The organism is Streptomyces sp. NPDC026062 (assembly GCF_055568375.1).
Map to the genome: position 1 here is coordinate 1 of NZ_JBVHOQ010000002.1, position 13,595 is coordinate 13,595.

15 protein-coding genes and 1 pseudogene are annotated in these 13,595 nt (G+C 70.5%); 6 read left to right on the forward strand and 10 right to left on the reverse strand.

Annotation, left to right across the window (positions count from 1 at the left end; all coding sequences use genetic code 11):
• Positions 1–96 (reverse strand): annotated as a pseudogene (locus ACZ4LX_RS01695) (IS5/IS1182 family transposase); the annotation flags it as partial.
• 272 nt (positions 97–368) lie between these two features.
• Here ACZ4LX_RS01695 and ACZ4LX_RS01700 point away from each other — a divergent pair.
• The 4 genes from ACZ4LX_RS01700 (at position 369) to ACZ4LX_RS01715 (ending at position 3,776) form a co-directional block, all read left to right on the forward strand.
• Positions 369–449, forward strand: coding sequence for a tryptorubin family RiPP precursor (locus ACZ4LX_RS01700; protein ID WP_362637633.1), 81 nt, complete (start codon positions 369–371; stop codon positions 447–449).
• A 114-nt stretch (positions 450–563) separates the two neighbouring features.
• Positions 564–1,610, forward strand: a complete 1,047-nt coding sequence (locus ACZ4LX_RS01705; RefSeq protein WP_467636927.1) for a cytochrome P450 — start codon at positions 564–566, stop codon at positions 1,608–1,610.
• Between the two features lie 316 nt (positions 1,611–1,926).
• Positions 1,927–3,129 (forward strand): S8 family peptidase, encoded by a 1,203-nt coding sequence (locus tag ACZ4LX_RS01710; RefSeq protein ID WP_467636931.1) that lies wholly within the window; start codon positions 1,927–1,929, stop codon positions 3,127–3,129.
• Positions 3,130–3,392: 263 nt separating this feature from the next.
• Complete coding sequence (locus ACZ4LX_RS01715; RefSeq protein ID WP_467636935.1) at positions 3,393–3,776, forward strand: nuclear transport factor 2 family protein; 384 nt, start codon at positions 3,393–3,395, stop codon at positions 3,774–3,776.
• A gap of 4 nt (positions 3,777–3,780) precedes the next feature.
• Here ACZ4LX_RS01715 and ACZ4LX_RS01720 read toward each other — a convergent pair whose 3' ends face one another.
• Positions 3,781–4,617, reverse strand: coding sequence for an ABC transporter ATP-binding protein (locus ACZ4LX_RS01720; protein WP_467636938.1), 837 nt, complete (start codon positions 4,615–4,617; stop codon positions 3,781–3,783).
• 14 nt (positions 4,618–4,631) lie between these two features.
• Positions 4,632–5,501: an aldo/keto reductase gene (locus ACZ4LX_RS01725; RefSeq protein ID WP_467636943.1), complete on the reverse strand. Its 870-nt coding sequence runs from the start codon at positions 5,499–5,501 to the stop codon at positions 4,632–4,634.
• 96 nt (positions 5,502–5,597) lie between these two features.
• On the opposite strand from ACZ4LX_RS01725, the gene ACZ4LX_RS01730 reads away from it, so the two are divergent.
• The gene (locus ACZ4LX_RS01730; protein ID WP_467636946.1) at positions 5,598–6,182 is read left to right on the forward strand and encodes a TIGR03086 family metal-binding protein; all 585 of its coding nucleotides are present in this window, start codon (positions 5,598–5,600) and stop codon (positions 6,180–6,182) included.
• Between the two features lie 68 nt (positions 6,183–6,250).
• Positions 6,251–6,883: a mycothiol-dependent nitroreductase Rv2466c family protein gene (locus ACZ4LX_RS01735; RefSeq protein ID WP_467636953.1), complete on the forward strand. Its 633-nt coding sequence runs from the start codon at positions 6,251–6,253 to the stop codon at positions 6,881–6,883.
• Positions 6,884–6,912: 29 nt separating this feature from the next.
• Here ACZ4LX_RS01735 and ACZ4LX_RS01740 read toward each other — a convergent pair whose 3' ends face one another.
• The 7 genes from ACZ4LX_RS01740 to cysC all read right to left on the reverse strand — a co-directional run bounded on the left by ACZ4LX_RS01740 (position 6,913) and on the right by cysC (position 13,595).
• Positions 6,913–7,674 carry a sirohydrochlorin chelatase gene (locus tag ACZ4LX_RS01740; RefSeq protein ID WP_467636957.1) on the reverse strand — a complete coding sequence of 254 codons (762 nt, stop codon included), beginning with the start codon at positions 7,672–7,674 and terminating at the stop codon, positions 6,913–6,915.
• A 5-nt stretch (positions 7,675–7,679) separates the two neighbouring features.
• A complete protein-coding gene (locus tag ACZ4LX_RS01745) occupies positions 7,680–8,603 on the reverse strand; it encodes an ABC transporter permease (protein ID WP_467636964.1) in 924 nt (307 codons plus the stop codon).
• Positions 8,590–9,378, reverse strand: coding sequence for an ABC transporter ATP-binding protein (locus ACZ4LX_RS01750; RefSeq protein ID WP_467636967.1), 789 nt, complete (start codon positions 9,376–9,378; stop codon positions 8,590–8,592). Before ACZ4LX_RS01750 ends, ACZ4LX_RS01745 begins: the two co-directional genes overlap by 14 nt.
• A 33-nt stretch (positions 9,379–9,411) precedes the next feature.
• The gene (locus tag ACZ4LX_RS01755) at positions 9,412–10,527 is read right to left on the reverse strand and encodes an aliphatic sulfonate ABC transporter substrate-binding protein (protein WP_467636971.1); all 1,116 of its coding nucleotides are present in this window, start codon (positions 10,525–10,527) and stop codon (positions 9,412–9,414) included.
• 245 nt (positions 10,528–10,772) lie between these two features.
• On the reverse strand, positions 10,773–12,116 hold the full coding sequence (locus ACZ4LX_RS01760) for a sulfate adenylyltransferase subunit 1 (RefSeq protein WP_467636974.1): 1,344 nt from the start codon (positions 12,114–12,116) through the stop codon (positions 10,773–10,775).
• A gap of 1 nt (position 12,117) precedes the next feature.
• A complete protein-coding gene (gene cysD / locus ACZ4LX_RS01765; RefSeq protein WP_467636977.1) occupies positions 12,118–13,053 on the reverse strand; it encodes a sulfate adenylyltransferase subunit CysD in 936 nt (311 codons plus the stop codon).
• On the reverse strand, positions 13,050–13,595 hold the full coding sequence (gene cysC / locus ACZ4LX_RS01770) for an adenylyl-sulfate kinase (protein ID WP_401961581.1): 546 nt from the start codon (positions 13,593–13,595) through the stop codon (positions 13,050–13,052). The genes cysD and cysC overlap by 4 nt, the downstream gene beginning before the upstream one ends.

Sequence of the window (13,595 nt, forward strand, 5' to 3'; positions counted from 1 at the left end):
TTTGCACCGGCAGTCACCTTCACGGGTGAGGATGACCATGGTGACCCACTCGACCAGGGCGTGAGGCAGGTCGAGTGCGGCAGGATAGGGAACCATCAGGGCTCCTGGGTTGCTGAGTTGAGGCGTCGAACACGTCCCTCAACGGCACGGGAGCCCTGTCCGTTGTGCACCCCGGTCCCACACCGCATCGTCACCCGACCGGTGGCCACTCTGAAAACGCTCATTGACAACATCATTTGCTCTGGGCTGTACTCCTGTCGGCGGTCGGGAGTGATGCGGAATTCCTCGAAAGGGAAGTCCGGATCACGGACATGGCCAAGCCGTGTTTCCGTGCAGGTAAATTCACAGCAAAAGATGGAGGTGCTGTTATGAAGTTCCTTTTTCAGCTGAAGAACAAGATGACGCCGGAGAAGAGCCTGAAGTCGTACGCCTGGTACCTCTGGTACTGAGCCGGCAGACGAGTCCAGCCGGCCGAGGGGCACCGCCCCTCGGCCGGAGCCCGTGCCCGGTGCGGCCCCACAGGCCCGCCGGGCACGGGCGCCTCCCGCCTCTTGGAGACCACGATGCAGATATCCGGTACCGGCAGCCGTGCCCGGGACGTCGCCTTCGCGCCGAGACTCCAGGCGCTCCTGCGAGAGCACCGGGGCGAGGAGGTCTTCCGGCTCGACTCCGACACCGTCGGTGTGGCCGGAGCCGGCCTGATGGACCGTATCCTCGCGGCCCGGCCCGCCACCGAGGCCGAGCGGCCGACCTTCAAGCCCCTCCACGGGCGGTCCGTCTCGCGGGCCGAGGCCGCCGCCGTCATGCAGGCCGTCGGCCGCGATGTCCGTACCGCCCTGAAGAAGCCCGTTCCCGGGAACGCCGACCTTAGTGGTGAGTGGCCGCACGTGGGCCACGTGTACCTGCGTGATCTGATCCTCGGCGCCGACCCCTACCGGCTGCGCGTCCTGATGGACCGCGTCCTGGAGCTGACGCCCCGGCTGACCTGGTCGGTCATCGCCGCCGGGGCGGCCCTGCCGGGACGGCTCCGGCCCGGCGCCCCCGTCTCCGCCATCGCCGGACTCACTGCCGAGGCCAAGGGCTACGGGGACCGCCGCTACGCCATGGGCCTCTACCGCCGAGGGGCGGCTCCCGTCTGCTTCACCGTCTCGACACTCGTGGCCAACGCGCTCTGGCTCGGATCGCCGTTCGACGACGCGACGCCGAACCGGAACATCATTCACGAGTCCCTGCGGCTGCTGCCGCCCTCCTGGAACATCCTGCGGAGGGCCTCCCCGGAGTATCCCGGGCTCGATCCCCGGATCGGGCCCGGCGACGACATCCTGCTCCTGCCCCTGCTGAGCCACCGCGACCCCGCGCTCTGGGAGGACCCCGACGTGTTCCGGCCGGAGCGCTGGGACGGTCTCGATCCGGACGACCTGCCCGGCTACCTGCCCTTCGGCCATGTGTCCGAGCGCTGCTGGGGACGGCACATGGTGATGCCGCTCGCCGAGAGGCTGCTCGACCTGGTGCGCGGCGGCGGTCTGGCCGTCGACCCCGCGCAGACGGCATCGGATGTCCCCCTGGCCGGGCTGATGGGCGTGACCGGGGTCCGGATCGTCCGGCGCTGAACCTTCTGGCCTTCTCGCCTTCCCGGCTCCGCGCTTTCCCGGCTCCGCCCCGTCCGTGACGAGACGTCATGGACGGGGCGGAGCTCTGCGCGCGGGGCTCCCGACCGCTGAAGCAACCGCCGTGACTGTGGGGGCTTGTGACGGATTTGGGTGCGGCCGGTCGTTTTTCTGTGACGAACCGTTGTTGAGGAAGTCACAGGCGCCAGAGGGGTCTTGATCTGTGCGTGTCAATCAGTAAGGGTTTCGAATCAACCCCCGGAGATCTTCCGGCCGGGGGTCAATCCCCCCACAAAGAATGACGAGGAGACCCCTCTTCATGGCAATTCACAAGCACGCACGCCGGTTCAAGCTGACCGCAGCCATCACCGCGGTGGCCGCCGCGGCCGGAGTCACCCTGCTGTCCGGCCCGGTCGCCGGAGCGGCCCCCGCCCCCGCGATGGGCAAGGTCTACGGCGCCGACGCGGCAACGGCCGTCTCCGGCAGCTACATCGTGATGCTGGACCAGAAGGCCGACAAGGCGAAGCTCGCCAAGGAGTACGGCGGCAAGCTGCAGCGCAACTACAGCTCCGCCATCAACGGCTTCTCCGCCAGCGGCCTTTCGGAGACCGAGGCCAAGCGCCTCGCCGCCGACCCGGCCGTCTCCAAGGTCGTCCAGAACAAGAAGTTCCACATCGACGCCACCCAGGACAACCCCCCGTCCTGGGGCCTGGACCGCATCGACCAGGCGGAGACCGCCGGGGACAACGCGTACACCTACCCGGACAGCGCGGGCGAGGGCGTCACCGCGTACGTCATCGACACCGGGGTCCGCACCACGCACGAGGAGTTCGAGGGCCGGGCCAGCTCGGGCTTCGACGCGGTGGACAACGACGACAGCGCCGACGACGGCAACGGTCACGGCACCCACGTGGCCGGCACCATAGCCGGGGCGACGTACGGCGTCGCCAAGCAGGCCAAGATCGTCGCCGTCCGGGTCCTCGACGACTCCGGCTCGGGCACCACCGAGCAGGTCGTCGCCGGAATCGACTGGGTCACCGAGAACCACGAGGGTCCGTCCGTCGCCAACATGAGCCTCGGCGGCGGCGCGGACGAGGCACTCGACGCGGCGGTCCAGAAGGCCATCGCCTCCGGCGTCACCTTCGCGGTCGCCGCCGGAAACGACTCCAGCGACGCCGGCGAGGGTTCCCCCTCGCGCGTCCCCGAGGCGATCACGGTCGCCTCGTCCACCGTGGACGACACGCAGTCCTACTTCTCCAACTACGGCTCGGTCGTGGACATCTACGCCCCGGGCTCGGACATCACCTCGTCGTGGAACGACAGCGACGACGCGTCCAACACCATCTCCGGTACGTCCATGGCGACCCCGCACGTCGTCGGTGCCGCCGCCGTCTATCTGGCGGGGCACCCGGACGCCACCCCGGAGGAGGTCGCGACGGCTCTGACCGACGGCGCCACCCCGGACGCCATCAGCGACGCCACCGAAGGAACGGCGAACAAGCTGCTGAAGATCGTCGAGTAGAACGGTCCGGCGTGTGGGGGGCGGCCGACTCCGCCCCCCACACACCGGCCGGTCGCACCGGGGCGCCTTCCCGCCGGCGGCCACCGCGCTCTCCCCCACGGGGCGCGGCGGCCGGACGGTGCGGGAAGATCGTCCTATGGTGTGCCCATGACGATGTACGCGGCGCCGCCGCCCCGGACGAGCGGAAACGGCCGCCAAAGGCCCACCGCGGCCGGGCCTCGCAAGCAGCCCACCGCACCCGCGCGAACGGCCGGAGGCAGCGCATGAGCGAGCCGCTGCCCGGCGTGGCCGCAGCGGTCGAAGGCGAACTCCGCCTCCTCGACCCGGTGGTCCGGGCCTCCACCGAACTCCTCGTCCAGGTTCTCCACCCCGACTTCTACGAGGTGGACACCACAGGCCGCCGCTGGGACCGCGCGATGGTCATCACCGCGCTGATCTCCGACGAGGCCCCGCGGCCCGGACAGCTCACCGCCTCACGGATGCGCGGGGTCCAGCTCGCCGACGATCTCGTCCATGTCACCTTCGACACCGAGGCCAAGGGCAGGCGCGCCCACCGCAGTTCGCTGTGGAGGCTCACCGAGTCGGGCTGGCTGCTCTATTACCACCAGGCCACCCCCTTCGTCGACGCGGTGGCCACCTCGGGGTGAGGGGTCAGCGACGGGCCGCCCGCTGGGCGCGCGCCGTCCACCGTCCGTCGGTGCGGGTGATCCGTACCGGATGGCCGAAACAGTCACTGACCTGATCGGTGGTCAGCACCTGGCCGGCCGGCCCCCGGGCCATGCACCGCCCGCCGCGCAGCAGCATCGCGTGCGTGGTCGACGCGGGCAGCTCCTCCAGATGGTGTGTGACCAGCACCGTCGCCAGCTCCGGATGCTCTTCGCGCAGCGCGTCCAGGCTTTCCAGCAGCTGCTCGCGGGCCGCCAGATCCAGCCCCGTGGCCGGCTCGTCGAGCAGCAGCAGCCGGGGCTGCGGCATCAGCGCGCGGGCGATGAGCGTACGGCCGCGCTCGCCCTGCGAGAGCGCCGGCCAGCGTGACTGCGTCTTGCCGCCCATGCCCAGCATCTTCAGCAGCCGCTCGGCCCGCTCCCGCTGCCCGGCACCGGGCGACCAGCGCGGGACCGGCTCGACCGAGTTGGTCAGGCCGGTCAGCACCACCTGGCCCACCGTCAGCGGGGAACGCAGCGGATGACGCGGATCGACATGCCCCAGCAGAGTCCGCAGCTCCCGCAGATCGACCCGCCCGAGCGTGCGCCCCAGCACCTCGACCGAGCCCCGGGTGGGATGGGTGACCGCGCCCAGCAGCCCGAGCAGGGTGCTCTTTCCCGCGCCGTTGGCACCGAGCAGGGCCCAGTGCTCCCCACTCCGGACGGTCAGCGAGACCGAGTCGAGCAGCACCTTCCCGTCCCGTACGAGAGAGACCTGGTCGGCCCGGATCACCGGCACCGGGACGGCCGGGGTGTGCTGGGGGGCGGGGGCGGTCGTGGTCACGTGCGGGTACTCCTTCATTCGGCGGCGAGCGCCTCCAGGCGGCTCATGTCCTCGGTCGTCAGCCGGATCTCCCGCGCCCCCAGGTTCTCCGCGAGATGGACGGGTGAACCGGTGCCCGGGGTCGGGCACAGCACGGGGGAACGGTGCAGCAGCCAGGCGAGGGCGATCTGCCCGCGGGTGGCACCGTGGCCCTGCGCGACCTTGTCGAGCTCGGTGGCGCTCTCGCCGGTCAGCGCTCCGTCGGCCAGTGGGAACCAGGGGAGGAACGCCAGGTCATGGGCCTCGCACACCTTCAGCACCGCGTCCGACGCGCGGTCGAGGAGATTGAAGCGGTTCTGCACCGAGGCGATCCCGGTCAGGGAGAGCGCCTGCTCCAGCTGCTCGGCGGTGAGGGTGTCCAGACCGATGTACCGGATCTTACCTTCCTGCCGCAACGCGTCCAGAGCGCCCAGCTGCTCGGCCATCGGCACCTGCGGGTCCAGCCGGTGCAGCTGGTACAGGTCGATCCGGTCGGTCCGCAGCCTGCGCAGACTGGCCTCGCACATGGCGCGCAGCTGCTCGGGCCGTCCCGCGATGTGCCAGTCGCTGTCGCTGGTCCGTACGACACCCCCCTTGGTGGCGATCACGAGGTCGTCGCGGTACGGGTGCAGCGCATCGGCCACCAGCTCCTCGGCCACCTCCGGGCCGTAGTTGTCAGCGGTATCGATCAGGGTGACCCCCTGCTCGACCGCCGACCGGAGCACCGTCAGCGCGTCCTGGCGGTCCCCGCGCGGGCCCCAGTAGCCGGGGCCGGTCAGCTGGGCGGTGCCGTAGCCGAGACGGCGCACCGGCAGTTCGCCGCCGAGGAGGAAGGAACGATCGGGGGAAACGAGCGATGTGGTCATGTATGAACATTAGTCCGGTTCTCCGGCGCCCCTTCGGCCGCTCCCTGTCGCGTTTCTTCAAGACCGGGGACGGTGGTCCTCCCTAACGTGCTGCCCATGAAGACCGAGCACACCCACATGACCGAATGCGCCGCCGAAGCCGCCCGCGTGGCCCAGGGCATCCGCCCCGGACAGCTCGACGCCCCCGTCACCCCCTGCGCCGGCTGGGACGTCCGAGGGCTCATCAACCACTGGGTGCTGTACACCTCGCACGGCATGGAGCACCGCGCCCTGCGTACGGACATCCCCGAGGAGCTCACGGCCCGTGACTTCACGGCCGACGACGACTGGGCCGGGCAGTACGCGGCCCAGCTGGACCGCGCGGTCGCCGCCTGGTCGGACCCCGCCGCCTGGGAGGGCGAGATCGGCACCGGGGCGTCGGCCACCCCGGCCGCGGACACGGCCGCGATGCTCATCGAGGAGACGGCCCTGCACGGCTGGGACGTGGCCCGGGCCACCGGACAGGAGTTCCGGCTCTCGGACGAGGCCGCCGCCCATGTCCTGGGCATCGTCGAACGGACCGCGGCGCTCTACCGCCGGTACGAGGGCTTCGCCGACGAGGTCGCCGTCGACGCCGGGGCCGACGACTTCACTCGCGCCCTGGCCCTGAGCGGCCGCGATCCGCAGTGGACCGCCGCATAGAAGTGGCCCAGCTCCCCGGATGCCGAATGGCCCGTGGGGGTGAGCCACCGGCTGGCTAGGGTCGTTCCATGACCACTCACCGCAGCCCGGACACGGGCAGGGCCGTTGTCGACTTCTTCTTCGACCCGGCCTGCCCGTTCGCCTGGATCACCTCCCGCTGGATGCTGGAGGTGGAACAGCGGCGCGACATCGAACTCCGCTTCCACGCGATGAGCCTCCACCTGCACAACACCGGCAACGAACTCCCCGACTGGTACCGCACCCTGGTCGACAAGTCGGTCAATCCGGTTCGCGTCGCCGTCGCCGCGGCCGGACTTCGCGGCGACGGCGTGCTGCGAGACCTGTACACGGCCTATGGAACCCGCATCCATCAGCAGGGACGCGAGGACTTCGACGAGGTGATCGCCGAGTCCCTCGACGAGCTCGCACTGCCCGCCGAACTGGCCGAGGCCGCGCACGACCCGGCGTACGACGAGGCGGTACGGCGCAGTCACGACGCGGGAAAGGACCCGGCGGCCGACGGATACGTGGGCACGCCCACCCTCCACGTCGACGGGACGGTGTGGTTCGGACCCGTGCTGCGGGCGGTGCCGAAGGGCGAGGAGGCGGCCCGGCTGTTCGACAGCTTCCGGGTGCTCGCCGGCTGCGAGGACTTCTTCGAACTCAAGCGGACGCGCACGGGCGGCCTGGACAAGGGCTGAGCCGCACCCCCGGGCCGAACGGCGGTCCGCTACGCGCTGACCCGGGTGTTCCGGGCGTCCAGGAGCCGCGCCTCGTCGTACCGGTCCAGCAGCAGCCGCGCCAGTTCCGGCGACGGGCCCAGCACACCGGCCAGCACATCCGCCCCGGCCCCGGCCGCTCCCGCCGCGATGCGGTCCGGGAGCCGGCCGGGCGCGATCACGTACGGGGCGACCGCCACCCGGCGCACACCGTCGGCCCGCAGGGCCCGTACCGCGTCCTCGGTACGGGGATGGGATGCGGAGGCGAACGCAGGCCGCACGGAACACCAACCGGTGTGCCGCAGCTCCCGCGCGATTTCAGCGATCACTGCGATCGCCTCCGGGTCTGTGGAGCCCGCCGAGGCCAGGACGAGCCCGGTCGAGCTTCGGTCGCCGGGGCGGACCCCGGCTTCGTGCAGCCGCCGCTCAAGAGCGGCGTTCAGCAGCGGCGACGGGCCCAGCACCTCGGCCTGCCGCACCCGCAGCCTGGGCAGCCGCGCGCGTGCCTCCCGCAGGACCGCCGGGATGTCGGACTTGGCGTGGAAGGCGCGGGTGAGCAGCAGCGGAAGCGCCACCACCTCACCCGCCCCCCGCGCGTCCAGCCCTTCCAGGACCCGGGGCACCGACGGCGCGTTGAAGTCCAGGAAACCGGTCTCCACCCGCAGGCCGGGCCGCAGCGCCCGTACCCGCGCGGTGAGCGCGTGCACGGTCGCCGCGTGCCGGGGATCACGGCTGCCGTGGGCGATGACGAGGAGCACCGGATTCCTGGTCATGGCACTCAGCTCTTCACGAGGAGACCGCGGCTGCGCAGCACCCACCGCTCCAGCGGGCTGAAGATGAGCAGATCGATCGCGATACCGACGAACAGGATCAGGAGAATGGCGAGGAAGATCCCCGGCATGTCCGCGTTGTTGCGGCCGTTCTCCAGCAACTGCCCCAGACCCAGGCCCAGATCGGGCGACGAGGCGATGATCTCGGCGGCCATCAGCGAGCGCCAGGAGAAGGCCCAGCCCTGCTTCAGTCCTGCCAGATACCCGGGCAGGGCCGCCGGCATGACGATGAACCAGGTGCCCCGGAGACCGGTCGCGCCCAGGGTCCGGCCCGCCCGGAGGAAGAGCGGCGGTACCTGGTCGACGCCGGAGACCAGACCGTTGGCGATCGAAGGCACCGCGCCCAGCAGGATGACCGCGAACATCATCGAGTCGTTCAGGCCGAGCCAGATCACGGCCGGTGCCACCCAGGCCACGGACGGCAGGGACTGCAGCCCGGACAGGATCGGGCCGATCGCGGCACGGACGAACTTCACCCGGGCCACCAGCAGTCCGAGCGGCGTACCGATGGCGACCGAGAGCAGGAAGCCGAGCAGACCGCGCGAGACGCTGGTCCACACCACCTCCAGCAGGGTCCCCTGCCGCCACATGTCGCCGACGCTGTCCCAGACCGCGGCGGGCGAGGGCAGCTTGTAGTCCTCGGTCACCTGCGCCCAGACGAGCAGCTGCCACACGACGATGACCAGGGCGACCGCCAGCAGCGGAGGCAGGACCTTGCGCAGCAGCACCTCGCGCACCGGGGTCCGGTGCACCTGTACGGCGTCCAGCGCGTCCAGACCGGCCTCCAGACCGGCCAGGTCGTCCTGCTTTCCCGCGCCGGGCCCGATCCCGCCGGACTCCGGTGCGCCCGACTTGATATCAGTGCTGGCCATGACGGCGGATCTCCCCACGCAGTTGTTCGGTGATCTCGACGGAGAGCTCCGCCACCGCGGTGTCCTCGATACGGCGCGGCTGCTCGATGTCGACCTTCCACTCATGGGCGACCCGGCCGGGGCGGGAGGAGAGCAGCACCACACGCTCGGCGAGGCGGACCGCCTCACGCACGTTGTGCGTGACAAAGAGGACCGAGACGTTCGTCTCGCGCCAGATCCGGGTCAGCTCGTCGTGCAGCACGTCCCGGGTGATGGCGTCGAGTGCCGCGAACGGCTCGTCCATCAGCAGCAGTTGACTGTCCTGGGCGAGCGCGCGGGCCATCGCGACCCGCTGCCGCATCCCGCCCGACAGCTCGTGCACGCGCTTGCCGTACGCCCCGCCCAGGCGCACCAGCTCCAGCAGCCGCTCCGCCTCCGTACGGCGTTCCGACTTCGGCACGCCGCGCAGCCGCAGCGCCAGTTCGATGTTCTTGCCCGCGGTCAGCCACGGGAACAGGGCGTGCTCCTGGAACATCAGGGCCGGCCGCCCGCCGGGGGTCTCGATGGTCCCCCCGGTCGGGCGGTCGAGTCCGGCCACCAGGTTGAGCAGCGTCGACTTTCCGCACCCGGAAGCTCCCAGGAGGGTGACGAACTCGCCCGGGGCGACATCGAGGGTGATGTCGTCCAGGACCAGCTGCGCTCCCGTGGGTCCGGCGAAGGACTTCGAGACATGTGCGATACGGGCGGCGTGCCCGACCTCGACACGGTCCTCGGCCTTGGTGAGGGTGTTCGCCATGGTCGTCACCTCCTGGGGTCTTCGAGCGGCTGGTTACTTGACGCCGAGACCGGCGTCGGCGACCTCGGGCTTGCCCGCGGCCTTGAGGACCTTGTTCAGGGGCTTCAGGTCGTAGATGCCCTTGAGGTCGGGCTCCTCCAGCAGGCCGGCCTTCACCGCGTGCTCGGCCTGCGCGTCGAGCGTGGCGGCCAGCGGGTCGTCGGTGATCTGGATCGACTCCCAGGCCGGGTCGATGATCTCGGCCGGCAGCTCCTTGCCGGTGAGCTTCTTCAGCGCGGTGTTCGCGGAGGCCTTCGCCTTGCCGGGGTTGGCGTTGATCCACGCGTTCGTGTTCACCGAGCCGCGCAGCACCGCCTCGACGACGTCCGGGTGTTCCTTGAGGAACTTCTGCGACACGATGATGTTCGTGATCACGAACTTGTCGTCGGGCCACAGCTTCGACTCGTTCAGCAGCTCCTTCGCACCCTCGGCGACCAGCTTGGAGGCGGTCGGCTCGGGAACCCAGGCGCCGTCGATGGAACCGGACTTGTAGGCGTCCGGGGTCACCTTGTTGTCCGTGCGGACGACGGAGACGTCACCCTTGCCGCTCTGGGCGTCGACCTTCCAGCCCTTCTCGGAGATCCAGTTGAGGAAGGCCACGTCCTGGGTGTTGCCGAGCTGCGGGGTGGCTATCTTCTTGCCCTTGAGGTCGTCCAGGGTCTTGATCTTGTCGGGGTTGACGACGAGCTTCACGCCGCCGGAGGCCGAACCGCCGATGATCCGGAGGTTCTTGCCGCTGGACTTGGTGTATCCGTTGATGGACGGCGAGGGGCCGATGAAGCCGATGTCGATCGAGTCGGCGTTGAGCGCCTCGATCTCGGACGGGCCCGCGTTGAACGTCGAGGTCTTGAGCCGGGTGCCGCCGAGTTCCTTCTGGAACAGACCTTCCTGGTCGCCCACGAGCGCGGTCGCGTGGGTGAGGTTGGGGAAGTACCCGATCCGCACGGTGTCGGCGGAGAGCTTCTTTCCGTCGGCGGCGACGTTCGCCTTCCCGGCGTCGTCGTCGTTCGCCTCGGAGCCGTAGCCGCAGGCGGTGAGCGCCACGGCGAGCAGGGGCAGGGCGGCGGCAGCGGCAATGCTGCGGCGCAGCGTGGTACGGGGGGCAGACACGGGAGGTTTTCCTCTCGGAGGCCCGGTGCTCACGTCCCTCGGAAGTCCGGGGACGCGGCCGGGAAGTCGGCAGGTCTTCGTCTGAACTGGCGGTACAGGCGGTGCGGTTGATGCTGCCGGGCGCGCAGGCAGTGCGCGTACGTCAACGCGCACATCGCGCAACCCCGCCCTGGCCGCTGCCGAGGGCGCCGCTGCCGACACGGCCGCCCTCCTTCGCGAAGGTCGAGAAGACGTCGGTGCTCATGTCAGAAGTCCCACTCCGCGTCGTCGTCCGCCGGTGCCCCGGCCTGAGCGACGGCCGCGAACGAGGCGCCCGCCATCCCGGCCGAGAGGGTGGTGCCGTCCGCCGGGTCGATCAGCAGGAAGGAACCCGTGCGGCGGGAGTCGGCGTACGCGTCGAGCGCGAGGGGCTCGGCCGTGCGGACGACGACCCGGCCGATGTCGTTGGCGACGAGCCGGCCGGGTGCCGGGTGCTGGGAGAGGTCGTCCAGGGTCAGCCGCGAGGGGATGTCCTTGACGATCGCCTTGACCGTGCGGGTGGTGTGCTTGATCAGGACCCGCTGGCCCACGGTGAGCGGCTGGTCCGCGACGTGGCAGACGGTCGCCTCGACGTCCTGGGTGACGGCGGGGGAGTCGTTCACCGGGGCGATCAGATCGCCGCGCGACACGTCGATGTCGTCGGCCAGACGGAGGGTCACCGACTGGGGGGCCCAGGCGATGTCCACGCCGGCCCCGAGCAGATCGATCCCGGCGATCGTGGACGTACGGCCCGAGGGCAGCACGGTGACGGGCTCTCCGACGCGGAACACCCCGGCTGCGATCTGGCCCGCGTAGCCGCGGTAGTCGGGGTGCTCGGCGGTCTGCGGCCGGATCACGTACTGGACCGGGAATCGGGCGTGGCAGGCGGTGAGGTCATGGCTGACCGGGACCGTCTCCAGGTGTTCCAGGACGGTCGGGCCGCCGTACCAGTCCATGTGCGCGGAGGGTTCCACGACGTTGTCGCCGGCCAGGGCGGAGATCGGGATCGTGGTGATCTCCGGGACGCCGAGGGAGGCCGCGTAGGCGGTGAACTCCTCCGCTATGGCGGCGAACACCGGCTCCGCGTAATCGACCAGGTCCATTTTGTTCACGGCCAGCACCACGTGCGGGACGCGCAGCAGGGCCGCGACGGCGGCGTGCCGGCGGGTCTGCTCGACGACGCCGTTGCGTGCGTCGACCAGGACCACGGCCAGCTCGGCCGTGGAGGCGCCCGTCACCATGTTCCGGGTGTACTGCACATGGCCCGGGGTGTCGGCGAGGATGAACCGGCGCCGGGGGGTGGCGAAGTAGCGGTAGGCGACATCGATGGTGATGCCCTGCTCGCGCTCGGCCCGCAGCCCGTCGGTCAGCAGCGCCAGGTCCGGCGCCTCCTGGCCACGCTTGCGGGACGCGTCCTCGACCGCCTCCAGCTGGTCGGTGAGGACCGACTTGGAGTCGTGCAGCAGCCGTCCGACGAGGGTGGACTTGCCGTCGTCGACGGACCCCGCGGTGGCGAACCGCAGCAGAGTGGTGGTCGACAACTGCTCGGCCGACTGAGTAGGTGTGGTCATTTTAGAAGTACCCCTCGCGCTTACGGTCTTCCATCGCTGCCTCGGACATCTTGTCGTCGGCGCGGGTCGCGCCCCGCTCGGTGAGCCGGGAGGCGGCGATCTCGGTGATCACCGCGTCCAGCGTGGTGGCGTCGGAGTCGACGGCACCGGTGCAGGACATGTCGCCGACCGTGCGGTAGCGCACCTGACGGGTCTCGACCGTCTCGTGTTCCTTGGGGCCGCCCCAGTCGCCCGCGGTCAGCCACATGCCGGAACGGTTGAAGACCTCGCGCTCATGGGCGAAGTAGATCCCGGGGAGCTCGATGCCCTCGCGCTCGATGTACTGCCATACGTCGAGCTCGGTCCAGTTGGAGATCGGGAAGACCCGGACGTGCTCACCGGGGGCGTGCCGGCCGTTGTAGAGCTGCCACAGTTCGGGGCGCTGGCGGCGCGGGTCCCACTGGGAGAACTCGTCGCGCAGCGAGAAGACCCGCTCCTTGGCGCGTGCCTTCTCCTCGTCGCGGCGGCCGCCGCCGAACACGGCGTCGAAGCGGTGCTGCTGGATCGCCTCGGTCAGCGGCACGGTCTGCAGCGGGTTGCGGGTGCCGTCGGGGCGCTCACGGAGCTTCCCGGCGTCGATGTACTCCTGGACGGACGCGACATGCAGCCGCAGTCCGTGTTCGGCGACCGTGCGGTCGCGGTACTCCAGGACCTCGGGGAAGTTGTGCCCGGTGTCCACGTGCAGCAGCGCGAACGGCACCGGCGCGGGCGCGAACGCCTTGAGTGCCAGATGCAGCATCAGGATCGAGTCCTTGCCGCCGGAGAACAGGATCACCGGCCGCTCGAACTCCCCCGCCACCTCACGGAAGATGTGCACCGCCTCGGACTCCAGTGAGTCCAGGTGGCTGAGTGCGTACGGATTGTCGGTGCCTTCCGACACAGTCGCGACGGTCGTCACGCTGCACCCCTCTCGCTCAGCAGCGCGTACAGCTCCGCCGCGGACTCCTGCACGGTCTGCTGGTGGGACTCGATCCGCAGATCGGGCGACTCCGGGGCCTCGTAGGGGTCGTCCACCCCGGTCAGCCCGCTGATCTCGCCCGCCGCCTGCTTGGCGTAGAGCCCCTTCACATCACGTACCGAGCACACCTCGACCGGAGTGGCGACGTGCACCTCCAGATATGCGGTGCCCTCGGCCTGGTGCCGCTTGCGGACTGCGTCGCGGCTGTCCGCGTACGGGGCGATGACCGGGACCAGCACCTTCACGCCGTTGGCCGCCAGGAGTTCGGCGACGAAGCCGATCCGCTGGACGTTGGTGTGCCGGTCCTCGCGGGTGAAGCCGAGGCCCGCCGAGAGGAACTCGCGGATCTCGTCGCCGTCGAGCACCTCCACCCGGTGGCCCTCGCCGCGCAGCCGCCCGGCGAGTTCGTACGCGATGGTGGTCTTGCCCGCGCTCGGCAGACCGGTCAGCCAGACGGTGGCGCCCGTCTCCGTCACGCTCAT